The 15,301-nt window shown below is 67.6% G+C and carries 9 protein-coding genes; 3 read left to right on the top strand and 6 right to left on the bottom strand.

The window, feature by feature from the left end; all coding sequences use genetic code 11:
- Positions 1-29 precede the first annotated feature (29 nt).
- The 6 genes from ABQF13_RS09440 to ABQF13_RS09415 form a co-directional block, all read right to left on the bottom strand.
- Positions 30-839 carry a class I SAM-dependent methyltransferase gene (locus ABQF13_RS09440; RefSeq protein ID WP_448392460.1) on the bottom strand — a complete coding sequence of 270 codons (810 nt, stop codon included), beginning with the start codon at positions 837-839 and terminating at the stop codon, positions 30-32.
- 92 nt (positions 840-931) lie between these two features.
- Positions 932-2,551 carry a helix-turn-helix transcriptional regulator gene (locus ABQF13_RS09435; protein ID WP_448392459.1) on the bottom strand — a complete coding sequence of 540 codons (1,620 nt, stop codon included), beginning with the start codon at positions 2,549-2,551 and terminating at the stop codon, positions 932-934.
- Between the two features lie 37 nt (positions 2,552-2,588).
- Positions 2,589-3,863 (bottom strand): pyridoxal phosphate-dependent aminotransferase, encoded by a 1,275-nt coding sequence (locus ABQF13_RS09430; protein WP_448392682.1) that lies wholly within the window; start codon positions 3,861-3,863, stop codon positions 2,589-2,591.
- Between the two features lie 58 nt (positions 3,864-3,921).
- Complete coding sequence (locus ABQF13_RS09425) at positions 3,922-6,846, bottom strand: (Fe-S)-binding protein (protein WP_448392458.1); 2,925 nt, start codon at positions 6,844-6,846, stop codon at positions 3,922-3,924.
- A gap of 136 nt (positions 6,847-6,982) precedes the next feature.
- On the bottom strand, positions 6,983-9,565 hold the full coding sequence (iniR, locus tag ABQF13_RS09420; protein WP_448392457.1) for an isoniazid response ATPase/transcriptional regulator IniR: 2,583 nt from the start codon (positions 9,563-9,565) through the stop codon (positions 6,983-6,985).
- A gap of 4 nt (positions 9,566-9,569) precedes the next feature.
- The gene (locus ABQF13_RS09415; protein WP_448392456.1) at positions 9,570-11,342 is read right to left on the bottom strand and encodes an Hsp70 family protein; all 1,773 of its coding nucleotides are present in this window, start codon (positions 11,340-11,342) and stop codon (positions 9,570-9,572) included.
- A gap of 236 nt (positions 11,343-11,578) precedes the next feature.
- Here ABQF13_RS09415 and ABQF13_RS09410 point away from each other — a divergent pair, with 236 nt between their 5' ends.
- From ABQF13_RS09410 to ABQF13_RS09400, 3 genes are all read left to right on the top strand, one after another.
- On the top strand, positions 11,579-12,076 hold the full coding sequence (locus tag ABQF13_RS09410) for an Rv0340 family IniB-related protein (RefSeq protein WP_448392455.1): 498 nt from the start codon (positions 11,579-11,581) through the stop codon (positions 12,074-12,076).
- Positions 12,077-12,326: 250 nt separating this feature from the next.
- Positions 12,327-13,313, top strand: coding sequence for an IniB N-terminal domain-containing protein (locus ABQF13_RS09405; protein ID WP_448392454.1), 987 nt, complete (start codon positions 12,327-12,329; stop codon positions 13,311-13,313).
- Between the two features lie 97 nt (positions 13,314-13,410).
- Positions 13,411-15,270 carry a dynamin family protein gene (locus ABQF13_RS09400; protein ID WP_448392453.1) on the top strand — a complete coding sequence of 620 codons (1,860 nt, stop codon included), beginning with the start codon at positions 13,411-13,413 and terminating at the stop codon, positions 15,268-15,270.
- Positions 15,271-15,301 lie beyond the last annotated feature (31 nt).

Below are 15,301 nucleotides of genomic sequence, written 5' to 3'. Positions count from 1 at the left end.
TAAAGGCCCGCACCCTCGGGACCGCGGCCCTACTTTCGAGCGGTCGCTGTGGTGACCCCAAGCTCGACAACCAGTCCGTCGCCGTCGACGAACTCGCGCCAGTTGGCGACGACATTGTCCTCGAGCGCTCGCCGACGGTCGGCATCGGCGGCCAGGACGGTGCCGGCGAGCGGAGTCACCTTTAGGTACTGCCAGAGGAATTGGGCCGGTGGCGGCAACCGCAGCGTCCTCGTCACGGTGTTGACGATGACGTCGCGAAAGTCATTGTCTTGCAATAACGCGAGAAGGGTGCCCTCACTCACCGAGAAGATGGCGCGCAGGAAGCCGGGGAGGCCCGGGTCGATGTGGCGACCGAGCGCCTCGGCCATGACGTCGAACAGCCGCGGGATGGGCCCGGGCACGTTGACGGCGATACGACCACCGGGCGAAAGCACCCGCCGCATCTCCCGCACGGCCGCGGTCCGGTCCGGAAAGAACATCAGCCCAAGCTGGCACAACACCAGGTCGTACGAGTCGTCGGGAAGCGGGAGCGCCTGCGCGTCCGCCTGCTGCCACTCGATCGTCGCGCCGTTGTCGGGGCAGGCTCCGTCCGCCACCGCCAACATCTCGGGAACGAGGTCTATCCCTACAACTTTCCCGGCGGCGCCGACTCTTTCGGCGGCCAGGTGCGCCACCACACCGGTCCCGCATGCGATATCGACGACGAACTCGCCCGGCTCGGGTGCGGCGACCTCGATGAGGTCGGCGGCCAGTGGAGCGGGGATGACGGGGACGAAATCGCGGGCGTAGTTCTCGGCTTCGGTCCGCCGCAGGTCACGGTAGCCAACGTGTTGAGACATGGTGCAACGGTACGAATCCCAACGCTCTGGCCGCGTCGACGGAATACACCATTCGGCTCTGCCGAGATGGTCAGTTCTGACCACTGCGGTCCTCACACCAGGTGCTGCTCGTAGGCGTAGGCGGTGGCCGCGGCCCGCGACGACAGGCCCAGCTTGGCGAAGATGTTCTGCAGATGCCGCGCGATCGTGTGCTCGCTGAGGACCAGGGTCGCGCCGATTTCACGGTTGGTCTTACCCGCGGCCACAAGCCGCAACACCTGGCATTCCCGCTCTGTCAGCACACCCGCCGCATGCCGACGGCCGGTGACCAGTTCGGCCAGCCGGTCCAGGTCGGGTTGGGCGCCGAGCCGGCCGAAAGCAACCCGCGCGGCGTCGAATTCCATTGCTGCTGCATCGATGTCGCCGAGTTCGCGGCAGGCCAGGCCGGTTTGGACCCGCGTGCGCGCCGCCTCATAGGGCATCGACAACTCCAACCAACCCGCAGCGGCCCGCCGCAACGCCACCAGTGCCGAGGTGGCCTCGCCTTCGGCGAGAAGCGTCGCACCGTCGGCGTACGCGGCGATGGCATGCAGGTAGGGAGCGTCGATGGCGGCGGCAATCCCGGCTAGCTCGTCAGCACTTGTCCGCGCGGCAGCGTCGTCGCCGATGGTGAGCATGATGTCGACGTGGGCGGCCAGGGCCGCCGGCCTGCCGTACCGGTCCTGGTTGTCGTCGAGGGCGCGGCGGATGGCGGCGACTGCGGCATCGACGCGCCCCTCGGCGAGTTTGAGCTGCGCCAACCCCGGCAGCGGCTGTCTGCCGTGCTCGTGAGCTTGCCGGTAGGCGGCGTCGGCATCGTCGAATTCTCCACGCAGCCGGTGTATTTCAGCTCGCTGGTAGGCAGCCATGCCCAGGGAGGGGTGCGGTGTCGGCTGTGCCAGGTGCGTGCACGCCAACTGCGCCGCCTTGGCCGCCTGCGACCATTCACCGTGGATCTGCAGGATCTGCGAGCGGTGCACCAGGCACTGGCCGCGGTAGGGCACCAGATCAGGTTGGGATTCACACCAGGCGACCAACGCCATGGTCCATTCGGTGGCTCGGCGGAGGTCGAATGCGCCCATGCACGTCTCGATGACGGCGCAGTAGACGATTCCGGCGGGGATCGGCGCAACCTCGCCGGTGGTGACGCCCACCATCGCTTCATCGAGCAGGGCCAGCCCGCGCGCCGTCTGCCCGCCGGTGACCGCCGCCTGACCCTGACCCAGCAAGGCGATCGCCGCCAGGTTTTTGTCGCCGAAGCGCGCCGCGATCCGGCCCGCCTCACCGCACAACTGGTCTGCGGTGGCCGAATCTCCGCCGGCCCACGCTCCGAGGGCCGGCGGAATCAGCAGATATCCCCGGGCGGCACAGTCGACGTCGGCGTCGTCGAGAAGTCGGCCCACCCGGGCGAGCCACCCGCCCGCTCGGGCGGAATTGCCGTGCAGCAGCTGTGTCAGCGCCAGCCAGAAGCCGCATTCGGCGGCCTGGCTGAATTCGTCGAGCGCCACGCGGGCCGAGTAGGCCTGCTCCCAGGCGTGCACACTGGCCTCATCGTCACCGATGAGGTAGGCGGCGACGGCCAAGCGTTCGAGGTCATCAGCGGTGAGCGGCTCATTCGGGTCGGTGAGACACTCGTACACGTCAGTCCAAGCGTGGCGCTCGAACGCGATGGCTGCCCGGCCGGTAGCCGCCATCGTCTCAGTCTCGCGCATCCCCCCGGTGCGCACCGCCTTATTGGCGGTAGCTGGTGAGGAAGTTGCCGAGGCGTTCGATGGCCGCGGCGAGGTCGCGGGCCCACGGCAGGGTGACGATGCGCAGATGGTCGGGGGTGGGCCAGTTGAAGCCGGTGCCCTGAGTGACCAGGATCTTTTCTTGCAGCAGCAGGTCCAAGACGAGCTGTTCGTCGTCGACGATGTCATAGACCTCAGGGTCGAGCCGCGGGAACGCGTACAGTGCCCCCTGCGGTTTGACGCACGACACCCCGGGGATCTCGTTGAGCTTCTCCCACGCCACGTCGCGTTGTTCGAGTAGCCGACCGCCGGGCAGCACCAGGTCGTCGATGCTCTGGTAGCCGCCCAGCGCGACCTGGATGGCGTGCTGCGCAGGCACGTTGGGGCACAGCCGCATGTTGGCCAGCAGGCTGATGCCCTCGATGAAGCTCGCGGCGTGTTCTTTCGGGCCGGTGATCACCAGCCAGCCCGCGCGGTAGCCGGCCACCCGGTAGGCCTTCGACAGCCCGTTGAAGGTCAGCGTCAGCACGTCGGGGGCCACCGACGCCATCGCGATGTGTTCGGCGTCGTCGTAGAGGATCTTGTCGTAGATCTCGTCGGCCAGCAGCAGCAGTTGGTGTTCGCGCGCCAGGTCGGCCATCTGGGTCAGCACCTCGCGGCTGTAGACCGCGCCGGTGGGGTTGTTGGGGTTGATCACCACCAGGGCCTTGGTGCGTTCGGTGATCTTGGACTCGAGATCGGCGATGTCGGGTTGCCAGCCCTGGGTTTCGTCGCACAGGTAGTGCACCGGGGTGCCGCCGGCCAGCGACGTCGACGCGGTCCACAGCGGATAGTCCGGCGCCGGGATCAGAACCTGGTCGCCGTTGTCCAGCAGCGCCTGCAACGTCATCGTGATCAGCTCGGAGCACCCGTTGCCCAGATACACGTCGTCGACGTCGAACCGGGGGAAGCCCTCGACCAATTCGTAGCGGGTGAACACCGCGCGCCGCGCCGGCAGGATGCCCTTGGAATCAGAGTAACCCTGCGCATAGGGCAGCGCCTGGATGATGTCGCGCATGATCACATCGGGCGCCTCGAACCCGAACGGCGCCGGATTGCCGATGTTGAGCTTGAGGATCCGGTGCCCCTCAGCCTCCAGCCGCGACGCATGCTCGTGCACGGGCCCGCGGATCTCGTACAGGACGTCCTGCAGCTTGGATGACTGCGTGAACGTGCGCTGCCGCGGGTGTTGGCCGGCGGCGTGGAACGGCACGTGGTGGGTAGTCACGCGCTCAATAGTCTCACTGCTGTCCAATGATTATCTAAAAACACTGGTCAGCGATGTTTCGAGACCATCACCGCTTACCCGGAGGGCGGGCGCCCTTCGCGATCCCGAGGCCTTTCACGGGAGGTGCCGGCTTGTCACTGTCGGCCGGAGCAGAATCCTGGGGCGCAGCCTCGGATTCCTTGTCGGCTTCCGGCTTCGGCTGCGGCGCAGCGGGCTTCGCCGGGGCCGCCGACTTCTTCGCGCCGGGACGCCGTGCGCCGGGTGCGATACCGAGGCCCTTCACCGGCTGCTGGGGTTCGGCTAGCCCGCGGTCGGAGTCGGCGGTGTCGGTCTTGGTTTCCGGTGTCGCCTGATCCGGGTCGACGTTCGGCGGCTGCGTGACGCTGGCTTCACCCTCGTTGGGCGATACCTTCGGCGCGGCCTTCTTGGCACCGGGACGCCGTGCGCCCGCGGCGATTCCGAGACCCTTGGCGGGCGGCGCGGCGGCCGGCTTGTCGGCCGATGTATCGGCGGCTGGCGCCGCGGCCTTTTTCGCACCTGGGCGCTTGGCGCCCGCGGCGATGCCGAGTCCCTTGGCGGGCGGCGCGGCGGCCGGCTTGTCGGGCGCAGGAGCGGATTTCGCCTGGGCCGGCTCGGCCTGGGGCTGCGGTTCGGCTTGCGGCGCAGTCTTCTCTACCGCAGGCGCCGACGCAGCGGCCTGGGCGGCACGCTCCTCGGCTTCCTTTGCCGCCGTGCCCTTTTCCGGCAGCTTGACGCTGCTCCTGTCGAGCGAGTCGAGCAGCAGCTGCGCCACGTCGAGCACCTCGGTCTTCTCGACCTCACGGGCGGCGGCGACGTCGTCGACACCGTCGGTGATCATCACGCGGCAGAACGGGCAGCCGGTGGCGATGGCCGACGCGCCGGTATCCATGGCCTCTTCGACCCGTTCAACGTTGACGCGCTTGCCGATGTGCTCTTCCATCCACATCCGCGCACCGCCCGCGCCGCAACACAGCCCGCGGTCGGCATGGCGGGGCATCTCGGTCAGCTGCGCACCGGACGCACCGACCAGCTCGCGCGGTGCCTCGTAAACCTTGTTGTGCCGGCCCAGGTAGCAGGGGTCGTGGTAGGTGATGTCGCGTCCGCCGTCGACCGGCTTGACCGGCACCAGCTTCTTGTCCCGGATCAGCCGGTTCAGCAGCTGCGTGTGGTGCAGCACCGTGTAGTGGCCGTCGAGCTGCGGGTATTCGCGGCCCAGCGTGTTGAAGCAGTGCGGGCAGGAGGTGATGATCTTGCGGTCCACCCGCTCCACACCCTCGAACAGGCCGTTGAGCGTCTCGACGTTCTGTGCGGCCAGCTGCTGGAACAGGAACTCGTTGCCGGAGCGGCGGGCCGAGTCACCGTTGCAGGTCTCGCCCTCGCCGAGCACCAGATACTTCACGCCTGCGGTGGCCAGCAGCTCGGCGACGGCCTTGGTGGTCTTCTTGGCGCGGTCTTCGTAGGCGCCGGCGCAGCCCACCCAGAACAGGTACTCATAGCCGTCGAACGACTCGACGTCCTTGCCGAAGACCGGCACGTCGAAGTCGACCTCGTCGATCCAGTTGGTGCGGTCCTTGGCGTTCTGGCCCCACGGATTGCCCTTGGTCTCAAGGTTTTTGAACAGCACACCGAGCTCGCCGGGGAACTCCGACTCCATCATCACCTGGTATCGGCGCATGTCCACGATGTGGTCGATGTGCTCGATGTCCACCGGGCACTGTTCGACGCAGGCGCCGCACGTGGTGCAGGACCACAGCACGTCGGGGTCGATGACGCCGCCCTGCTCGGCGGTGCCGACGAGCGGGCGGGTGGCTTGCTCGGGGCCGGACCCGGTGACTCGGCCGAAACCGGATTCGGGGACATGGTGGTCCTCGGCGTGCTTCTCGCCGCGAATCTCCTCACCGAGGCCGCCCTCGGGGGTGTTTTCCAGCGGGCTTTCCTTGTCACCGAGGACGTAGGGCGCCTTGGCGAACAGGTGGTCGCGCAGGTCCATGATCAAGAGCTTGGGTGACAGCGGCTTGCCGGTGTTCCACGCCGGGCACTGCGACTGGCAGCGGCCGCACTCGGTGCACGTGGTCATGTCGAGGTAGGCCTTCCACGTGAAGTCCTCGATCTTGCCGCGGCCCAGCACGGCGTCCTCGGGCGGATCCTCGAAGTCGATCGGCTTGGCCTCGTTGTCAGACACGTATTCGACGGGCAGCAGCGGGCCCAGCCCGTCGGGCAGTCGCTTGAAGGTCACGTTGATCGGTGCCAGGCCGATGTGCAGGTGCTTGGAGTGCAGCACGATCAGCAGGAAGACCAGCATCACGGCGATATGCAGCAGCAACGCGATCGTTTCGATCCACTCGTTGGCTTCGGTTCCGAGCGGATTGAGCACCCAGCCCATGAAGTTCGAGAAGAACGCGCCGTCGCCGTAGGGCAGGGCCCCGGTATTCACGCCGGCGCCACGCACCAGCGCGTAGGTCCAGATGACGTTGAAGATCATGAAGAGGATCAGCCAAGCGCCACCGGTGTGGGAGCCGTAGAACCGCGAATCGCGACCGTGCTCTTTGGGTTCGGTACGCAGCCGGATGATCGCGAACGTGATGATGCCCGCCAGCACCGCGACTGCGAAGAAGTCCTGCAGGAAGCCCAGCAGATCCCAGCGGCCGATGATCGGGATGTGGAAGTCGTGGTCGAACAGGTATCCGTAGGCCTCGAGGTAGACCGACGCGAGGATGAAGAAGCCCCACATCGTGAAGAAGTGCGCCAGGCCGGGGATCGACCACTTCAGCAGGCGGGTTTGCCCGAACACCTCTCTGATCTGCGTGAGGATGCGGGTACCCAAGTTGTCTTTGCGGTTGTTCTCGCGGCTGGTGGGCGCGCCGGCGCGGATCAGGTTGGTCAGCCAGAGCACGCGTTTGGCGGCGAACACCAGCACGATCGCGGTCATGCCGAGACCGACGATGAGCCTGATGAGCATCTGCGTATCCACCACGTGCCTCCCGTGTCTAAGTTACCCAAAGGTAACTTAATACATGTTACCGGCCAGTAACATTCGCTCAGGGCCAGTTCAAGCCGGGCTCATCGTCGCACCCCGTGGGGAAAGTGCGCTACGAAGGCTTGCCTAACTACCTCTCGGACCCGGTCGATCGGCCCTGCGGGGTGAGCATGGCCCGCAGCATCGAGAGCATCTCAGAGCGGGATTCGGCGCCGAGGCGACGACGGATCCGGGCCACGTGGTGTTCGACGGTTTTCGCGGAGATGAACAGCTGCGCGCCGATGTCGCGGTACGGCATGCCGAGCAGCAGCAGTTCGGCGACCTCGCGTTCACGGTCCGAGAGCCGCGTCGACGCAGGCCGGGTCGGCGCGCTCTGGGGAGACGCGGTGCTGTCATCGATATCCGGCCCTGGCCCGTCGTCCAGGGCCGCGGTCTGCTTGAGGTCGCGCGCCAGTTGCAGCATCGCCCCGGACGCCCGTCCGTCGGGTGCGTGCAGCGCGGCCTGGCTCGCCAGCCGGGTCGCGTCCCAGGTCAGACCGAACTGCGCCAACCGCTGTGCCGCCGCGGTGACGTCGTCGACGTCGACGGTGTTGGCCAACACCCGCAACCAGGTCCGGCCCCCATGGGCCAGCGCCTTGGCGAAGGCGCTGTCGGGTCCCTCGGCCCGGCTGGCCGCCGTCAACACCTGCCCGTGCGGGGCCACCGCGTCCGGCGAGTTGATGAGGATCCCGGCGTGTACGCCGGCCCAGTGCAGCGGGACCGACCACAGCGTCGGGTTGCCGAGCGACTCGAGCAGAGCGAACGCTTCGTCGATGCTGTGTTGTAGGCGTTCGATCTGACGCAACCGAGCGGCGGCCACCCATAACTCGCCCAACGGCAGCAGCGAGAACAGGTCCATCGAGCATTCGGCGAGCACCTCGACGGCCGTATACCAGTGTTTCTGCACCGCACCGCTGTCGCCGCTGCGCCGGGCGATCGCGGTCTGCAGCGCCGCGGCCCACAGCGCGTCGCGCCGATGTAGTGCCGTGGGGGCATCGCGGTCGGAGACGACGGCGGCGACGTCGGCGCCTGCTGCGGCAAGCCGGCCGTCCTGCATCCGCGTCCATCCCAGCAGCAGTCGGTGTCGGTGGGCGACGAACGCGGTGTTCTCGAGGCCCTCGTCGAGGTCGGCGCGGACCGCCCTGGCGATGACGCTGCGGGCGCGCACCGGGTCGCCGCCGTGCAGTGCGGTCAGCGTCAGCAGCGCCGCAGGGGTGTCCGGTGCGACGGCCGTCGGGGATTGCTCGGCGGCGACAGCCTGGCCGAGCCGGGCGACGGCGGCCGGATAGGGCCCCTGTACCGAGGTGAGGAGCCCGTCGGCGAGGCTGCGGGCAGCGCGTGCCGTCGACGTTGGCGGCCCCGCGCTGTCGGTGCTGAGCGCCGCACGCGCTCCGGGTTGGTCGCCCGTGCCGAGCATCACGACGGCACCGGCGGCACCGACGAGGGCGTCCGGATGGGGTCCGAGCCACCGGAACAATTCAGCGGCGTGCGCGGCGCTGCCGTCGTGCGCGGCGATGCTGGCGGCGATCCGCACGGCCGCCGCGCGTTCGGTGGAGTCGGCGGAACCCAGCAGTTCGTCGGCGAGCCGGCCAGCCGTCGCGCAGTCACCGGTCAAGGCGAGGGCGTCTGCCAGCGGCGCGGCCAGCGTCGTCGCGCCCGCCGCCGTCGCGGCACGGTAAAGCCTTGCCGCCCTTGCGGGTTGGCCGGCGCTACGGGACGCCATATCGGTGAGCACGGCGGCCAGTCGGTCGTCGCGCAGCCCGTGCTCGGCCAGCTGTAGCGCGAGGTCAGCTGACAGCGTCGACGATCCGAGCTGGGACGTCAGCAGCGCCATCTCGATGTCGTGATGGCGCGCCGCCCCGACGATCTGGGCGATGCAGCGGTGCAGCATCCGCAGAAACGCATGGTTGTGCGACGGCTCGATCAGCCCGGTCGCGCGGGCGCGGTCCACCAGCTCCTGTGCGTCATCGGCGTTGCGCCGCAACGTGGCCGCCACGTCGTCGGGTCCGAGGTCGCGGCCCAACGACGACAGCAGCAGCGTGTCGAGCAGCGGTTCGTCGATCCGGCGCAACCGGTCGATCAGCGTGAACTTCGCCACATCGACGACGCCGGCCGTTGGTATCTCACCGTCGGATGATGCCACGGCGGCGACCGCGGATTGCAGTAGAAACGGCAGCCCGGCCGTCGCCACCATCAGCGAACGCATGACCTCCGAAGACAGTGTGGCGCCGGTCATTTCGGTGACCGCATGAGCTGCGTCGCTGGGACTCAACGCGCCCAGCGACACAGCGGGGTTCTCACGCTCGATGGCCGTCGTCAACGCGTTGAGTGCGGGCCGGCGCGCCAACGGTTCAGCAGCGATGACGACCGTGGTATCCGGATCGGCAACCCGGTCGGTGAGCCGGCCGAGTTCGTCGTCGCTGAGCAGGTGCGCGTCGTCGACGACCACCGCGGCGACCGGCGCGTCACCGTCGCGCGGAGCGCTGGTCAGCACCGGTATTTCGGCGCCGCGCAACGCGGCGCGGACAGCGGCCAGCACCGAACTCTTGCCGGTGCCGACGCCTCCCGACACCACAAGCTTCACCGGGGCGTCCGGCGCGGAGGTCAGCGTCGCGACGGCGGTGCGCGCGGCCGGCGGGATGCCGGTCAGTCGTTCCGGCGCCGGTCTGGCCATAGGGTCACGCTCCTGGATCCGGCTCCGGCTCAGGTTCGGGCTCTGGTTCGGGTTCGGGGGCAGGCGGTGACGTCGTGGTGATGGTCGTACGGGTTGTCGTCGGCGCCGTAGTGGTGGTGGTCGGCGGCGTCGTCGTTGTCGTGGTCGTCGTGGTCGTCGTGGTCGTCGTCGTGGTTGTGGTGGTGGTCGGCGGGGTAGTGGTAGTGGTTGGCGGGGGCGGCGGCACCACCGACGTCGTCGGTCGGCCATCGGTCCCGGTTACCGTGACCGTCTGGGGCGCAACGGTTGTCGGTGGGCTATCCGGTGAGGGCCCGGTCTCGACCGTGGTCGCGGTTTCGGTCACCGGGCTCGTGTCGCTGCTGGTGCTGGTCAAGGTGACTGCCAGGCCACCGACGGCCAGCAGTGCCGCAGCGGCGGCCGTGCCGAACAGAATCGGCGGCCGCTTGTACCAGGGCAGCGGTTCGGGTTCGGGCGCAAAGCCCTCTTCCTCGTGGGCGAACGCCATCTGCGGGCGGGCGCCGGTGGCGGCTTGGTTGAAGGTGTAATCCTCGCCGGCGTAGGGCACCGGTTCACCTGCGGGCGAATCGTCTTGCGACCACGCGAGCGCGCGGAACGTCGCGGACGCGGCGCCGTCCGACGCCGACTCGGTGGCGGCCACGCCGGCCGCACCCGCCGCCCAGGCCGCGGCGGCCATGCTCGTCGGCGCATCGGCAGCGGGCGCCAACCCGGTGGGCGCGTCGGCGGCGCCCCCCCGGTCGGCGATCAGGGCCGCGCCCGCCGCGACGTTGAGTTGGGATTGCGGGGTGGTGACCACCGGGGCGCGCAACCGCTCTGAGAGTTGCGCGGTAACCAACGGAATGTTCGCGCCGCCCCCGACGGTGGCCACCGCCGAAATGCTGGCAGGTGCAATATTGTTGCGCTGCAGCGTTTCTTCGACGGTGTCGAGGAGCCCGGCCAGCGGCGCGGAGATCAGCTGCTCGAGTTCGCTTCTGGTGATCCGGACATCGGAGCTGAACCCCGGCAGATCGGCGCGCACCGCAGTTGCCGTCTCCGCGGACAACCGCTCCTTGGCCTGTCTGGCTTCGTCGCGCAACCGGGCCAGCGAGCCCAGACCCAATGTGCCGGTGGGGTCGGCGCCGGCGGACTCGGCGATGCCCGCGGTGACATGGTTGAGCAGCGCCTGATCGATCAGGTCGCCGGAGAAGTCCGGATAGCGCACGGTCTCACCGACGGGGTCGAACGTCGACGCGGCGTCGGCCAACGTGATGCTGGTGCCGCTACCGCCGAGATCGACCAGCACGATGACACCGTCCGCGGGCAGTCCGGGGGCCGCCTGCAGCGACGCCAGCGCGGCGACCGAGTCGGGGATAAGCGCCGGTGGCGCCCCGTCTGGCAGCAGGCTCGGCTTGGTGCGCAACGCTCCGCGCAGTGCCCCGACGGTGCCCGGACCCCAGTGGGCGGGCACCGCGACCGCGATGGGTGCGCCGCCACCGACGGTGCGGGCCATCGCCTCCAGCGCCTCGACGAGTACGTACTCCCCGCGATGTGGCGATCCGTCGGCCGCCACCAGCGGCACCGGGTCGCCGACGCGTTCGACGAAACCGCTGAGCACCAGACCGGGTTGGTTGGGGTCGTAGGCGTATTCGGATGGCACCCCCACTTCTGCGGGGCGATCGTGGAAGAGGGTGAGGATCGAGCGGCGCATCACCGGGGGACGGCCAATGCGGGCCGCCACCAGGTTGGTCATTCCGATCGACAACCCGAGTGAGTCGCTCATCTACACCTCTACGTTTGGCCGTGCTTCACGATAATGGTTCGGCGCGCCAAGCTACGACACATCCCCTAGTGCGTCGAAACCCCCTAACGCCGATCCCCCTAATGGCGGAGGGGCGAAGCCGGGTTCGGCACCGATCTCGACGCGGGTTCAGTTCCATAACATCGAAATCACACCGCAGATGGCTGATATCGCAGGTATATCTGCAGATATATCTGTCAGGGGAAGGAAGGTGTTTCGTGGCCAACTCACTGCTCGACTTCGTCATGTCGGTGGTGCGTGATCCCGACATCGCTGCCCGCTTCGCCGCCGACCCCGATCGAGTTCTCGCCGACGCCAACCTGACCAATGTGACCAGCGCCGACGTCGAGGCCCTCATCCCGGTGGTGTCGGAGTCGATACCGTCGCTGGTAACTGCACCAGCGACCGTCGACCTCGACGGGCTCGGTGCGGCGACGACGAACATCTGGGCCAGCGGCGCGGCCACGACTGCCTTCGACGCGTTCGGCGACGAGGTGCCGGTTTCGGTGGTCGATGACACACCCGCGTTGATCTCCGACCACGTCAGCGCCGTTGAACCCGCTCAGCCCCAGTACGAACTGGACGTACCCGATGTCGGGGTCATCGGTGACGAGATTCAGCCCGCCGAGGCGCCCGTCGACGATGTGCTGGGCGATGCCGTCGTCGACGTCATGGACGACGTGGATCCCGGGGCGTCCGGCTTCGACATCTTCTGACACCTCCACGACAACAACCCGAACTGCGCGGCCGATTTTTCGGCCGCGCAGTATTGGTTTCGGGCTCACCTGCTCCCCCCTAAGCACCCCCTAATCCCCTAATGGGCGGCGTCGGGACGACCCCGAACGCCGGGGTAAAGGGAGGGGTTTCGACCCCGTTTCGTAGGTGTCGTCGGCTCCATAACGTGGGTGTCAGTTCGCCGGACAGCCCGGTAACCAGCTCCCCGCCAGAAGTGAAAGGACCGAAGAAATGACGAACGTAATCGACTGGATCCTCAACCTGTTCCGCGACCCGGTTCGCGCCCATGAGTTCATCGCAGACCCTGACCGGGCCATGGCCAACGCCGGCGTGCACAACCTGACCGCCGCGCAGGTCCAGTCGGTGGCCGCCACCGTCGCGCCGGCCGCGGTGCTGCAGGGCGGCGGCGACCCCGTCGTCGGGTTGCAGCAGGCCGTCGCTCAGACCCACGGCATCGCGTTCACGCCGCAGCGCCAGACCGACCTCTGGTCGAACAACGACACGTTGAGCAACAACGACACTCGCTTCCTGAGCCCGGAGACCGACGTCAACAACATCGCCGGCCAGGACCAGCAGCAGGGTGCCGTCAACGTCGGACTGGACTTCGGTGACATCACCTTCGGCGACAAGACCAGCAACACCGCCGCAGACGGTGGCGTGGTCAACACCGGTGTCGCAGGTGACATCGATGCCACCAACGTCGACGGTGACGGCAATGTGGTCGGCGACGACAACGAAAACGTCAACACCGGCGATATCGACGACTCCAACGTCAATATCGGAGAGGACAACGAGATCGACGACAGCGGCGACCAGACCGCAGTCGGCGACATCATCTCCGACAACGACGGCCCGGTCATCAGCGACGTCGACATGAGCGGCGGCGACGGTGGGGCAGCGGTCGGCGGTGACGGCCGCGGCGGCCTGATCGGCATCGGCAATGACGGTGGCGACGCCACCGGCGGGGCCGGCGGCAGCGGTGGCGGCATCGTCATCAACGACAGTGACGCCACCAACGTCGACGCAAGCCGGACCAACGTCGGAGACATCGACGGCTTCGTGTCCGGTGGCATCGCCGGCGGAGCGAGCCTCGAGGACACCTCGATCGACAACTCCGTGGACAGCTCGGTGGACAACTCCGGGCAGAACAACTCGGTGGACAACTCCGGTCAGATCAATACCGATGTCGATCTGAGCAACGACATGAGCGTCTTCTGACGCAACCGCACCGCACAACTGGCGGGGATCGAAGTCTGATCCCCGCCAGTTGGCGCGTCTACCGTGAGTGAATGGCGTGTTTCGACAAGAGGGACCCATGACGCAAGCGAAGGACTCAGGCAAGGCCAAACCGGTCACGGCCGGCGGGCCGGCCAAACCGGTCAAAGTCCTCGTCGAGTTGATTGACCACACCAGCAAGATCGCCGATGCGCACGAACGCGCTGACCTGGTCGAGCGGTTGGCCCGAGCCAAAACTCGGGTGACGGACCCGCAGATTCGGGTGGTGGTCGCCGGTCAGCTCAAACAGGGCAAGAGCCAGCTGTTGAACTCGTTGCTCAACGTGCCGGTCGCGCGGGTCGGCGATGACGAGAGCACCGTGCTCCCGACCGTGGTGTCCTACGGCGAAACCGCTACGGCGAAGCTCATCGTGGCGCGCGGCGAAGGCGAAGAGCCCGACGAGGTCGAGATTCCGATGGCCGACGTCACGAACGATCTGCGCCGTGCACCGCAAGCCGCAGGGCGAGAAGTGCTGCGGGTGGAGGTCACCGCGGCCAGCCCCCTGTTGAAGAACGGGCTCGCGTTCGTGGACACCCCAGGTGTCGGCGGCCACGGTCAGCCGCACCTTTCGGCGACCCTTGGCCTGATGCCCGACGCCGACGCGCTGCTGATGTGTAGCGATACCAGCCAGGAGTTCACCGAACCCGAGATGACGTTCATGCGGCAGGCATTCGAAATCTGCCCGTTGGCAACGATAATCGCCACCAAAACCGACCTGTACCCGCATTGGCGCCAGATCGTCGACGCCAACAAGGCGCATCTGCACCGGGCAGGACTGGACATCCCGATCATCCCGTCGTCGTCTCTGCTGCGCAGCCACGCCATCGCGCTCAACGACAAAGAGCTCAACGAGGAATCGAACTTCCCCGCCATCGTGAGGTTCCTCAGCGAAGAGGTGTTGGCCCAGCAGAACGACCGGATCCGCAACCTAACGATTGGTGAAATACGTTCCGCTGCTGAGCATCTGACGATGTCCGTGGAATCCGAGCTGGCGGCTCTGAACGATCCCGAAACCCGGGAGCGGCTCGAAAACGAACTCGAGCAGCGCAAACAGGAGGCCCAGGACGCTCTGCAGCAGACGGCGCTGTGGCAGCAGGTGCTCAACGACGGGATCTCGGATCTGACCGCCGACGTCGACCACGACCTGCGCAACCGGTTCCGGGTGATCAGCCAACGCATCGAAAAGGTGATCGACACCTGCGATCCCACGCATCACTGGGCCGAGATCGGCGCCGAGCTGGAGAACGCGGTCGCCACCGCGGTCGGTGACAACTTCGTGTGGGCCTACCAGCGGGCCGAGGTGCTGGCCGCCGAAGTCGCGCGCACGTTCGTAGAAGCGGGGCTGGATGCGGTCAAGATGCCCCGGATCGACCCCAGCGACATGGGCGCCAGCCTCGGTGAGATCAAGTCGTTGGCCAACCTCGAGGCCAGGCCGCTCGGCAAGGGGCGAAAGCTCACGATGGGTATGCAGGGGTCCTACGGCGGCGTGCTGATGTTCGGCATGATGACGTCGTTTGCCGGGCTGGGCATGTTCAACCCGCTGTCCCTCGGCGCCGGGCTGCTGATGGGGCGCACCGCCTACAAGGAGAACATGGAGAACCGCATGATGCGGGTGCGAAACGAGGCGAAGCTGAACACCCGCCGGTTCATCGACGACACGCAGTTCGTGGTGAGCAAGGAGTCGCGCGATCGCCTCAAGGGCATCCAACGCCAGCTGCGCGACCACTACCGCGGTATCGCCAACCAGACCACCCGTTCGCTCAACGAGTCGCTGCAGGCCACGATCGCCTCGGCCAAACTCGAGGAGACCGAACGCAACAACCGGATCCGCGAACTCGAGCGTCAGCTCAACATCCTGCGGCAGGTGCTCGACCACGCCCGGCCGAGCGGCCAGATATGACACGCGAACTCGTGTACGGCGTGCCATAAGT

It is taken from the genome of Mycolicibacterium sp. XJ879 (genome assembly GCF_053483935.1).
The sequence above is the reverse complement of the archived record's forward strand: the minus strand, read 5'-3'. Positions and strand labels throughout refer to the sequence as shown.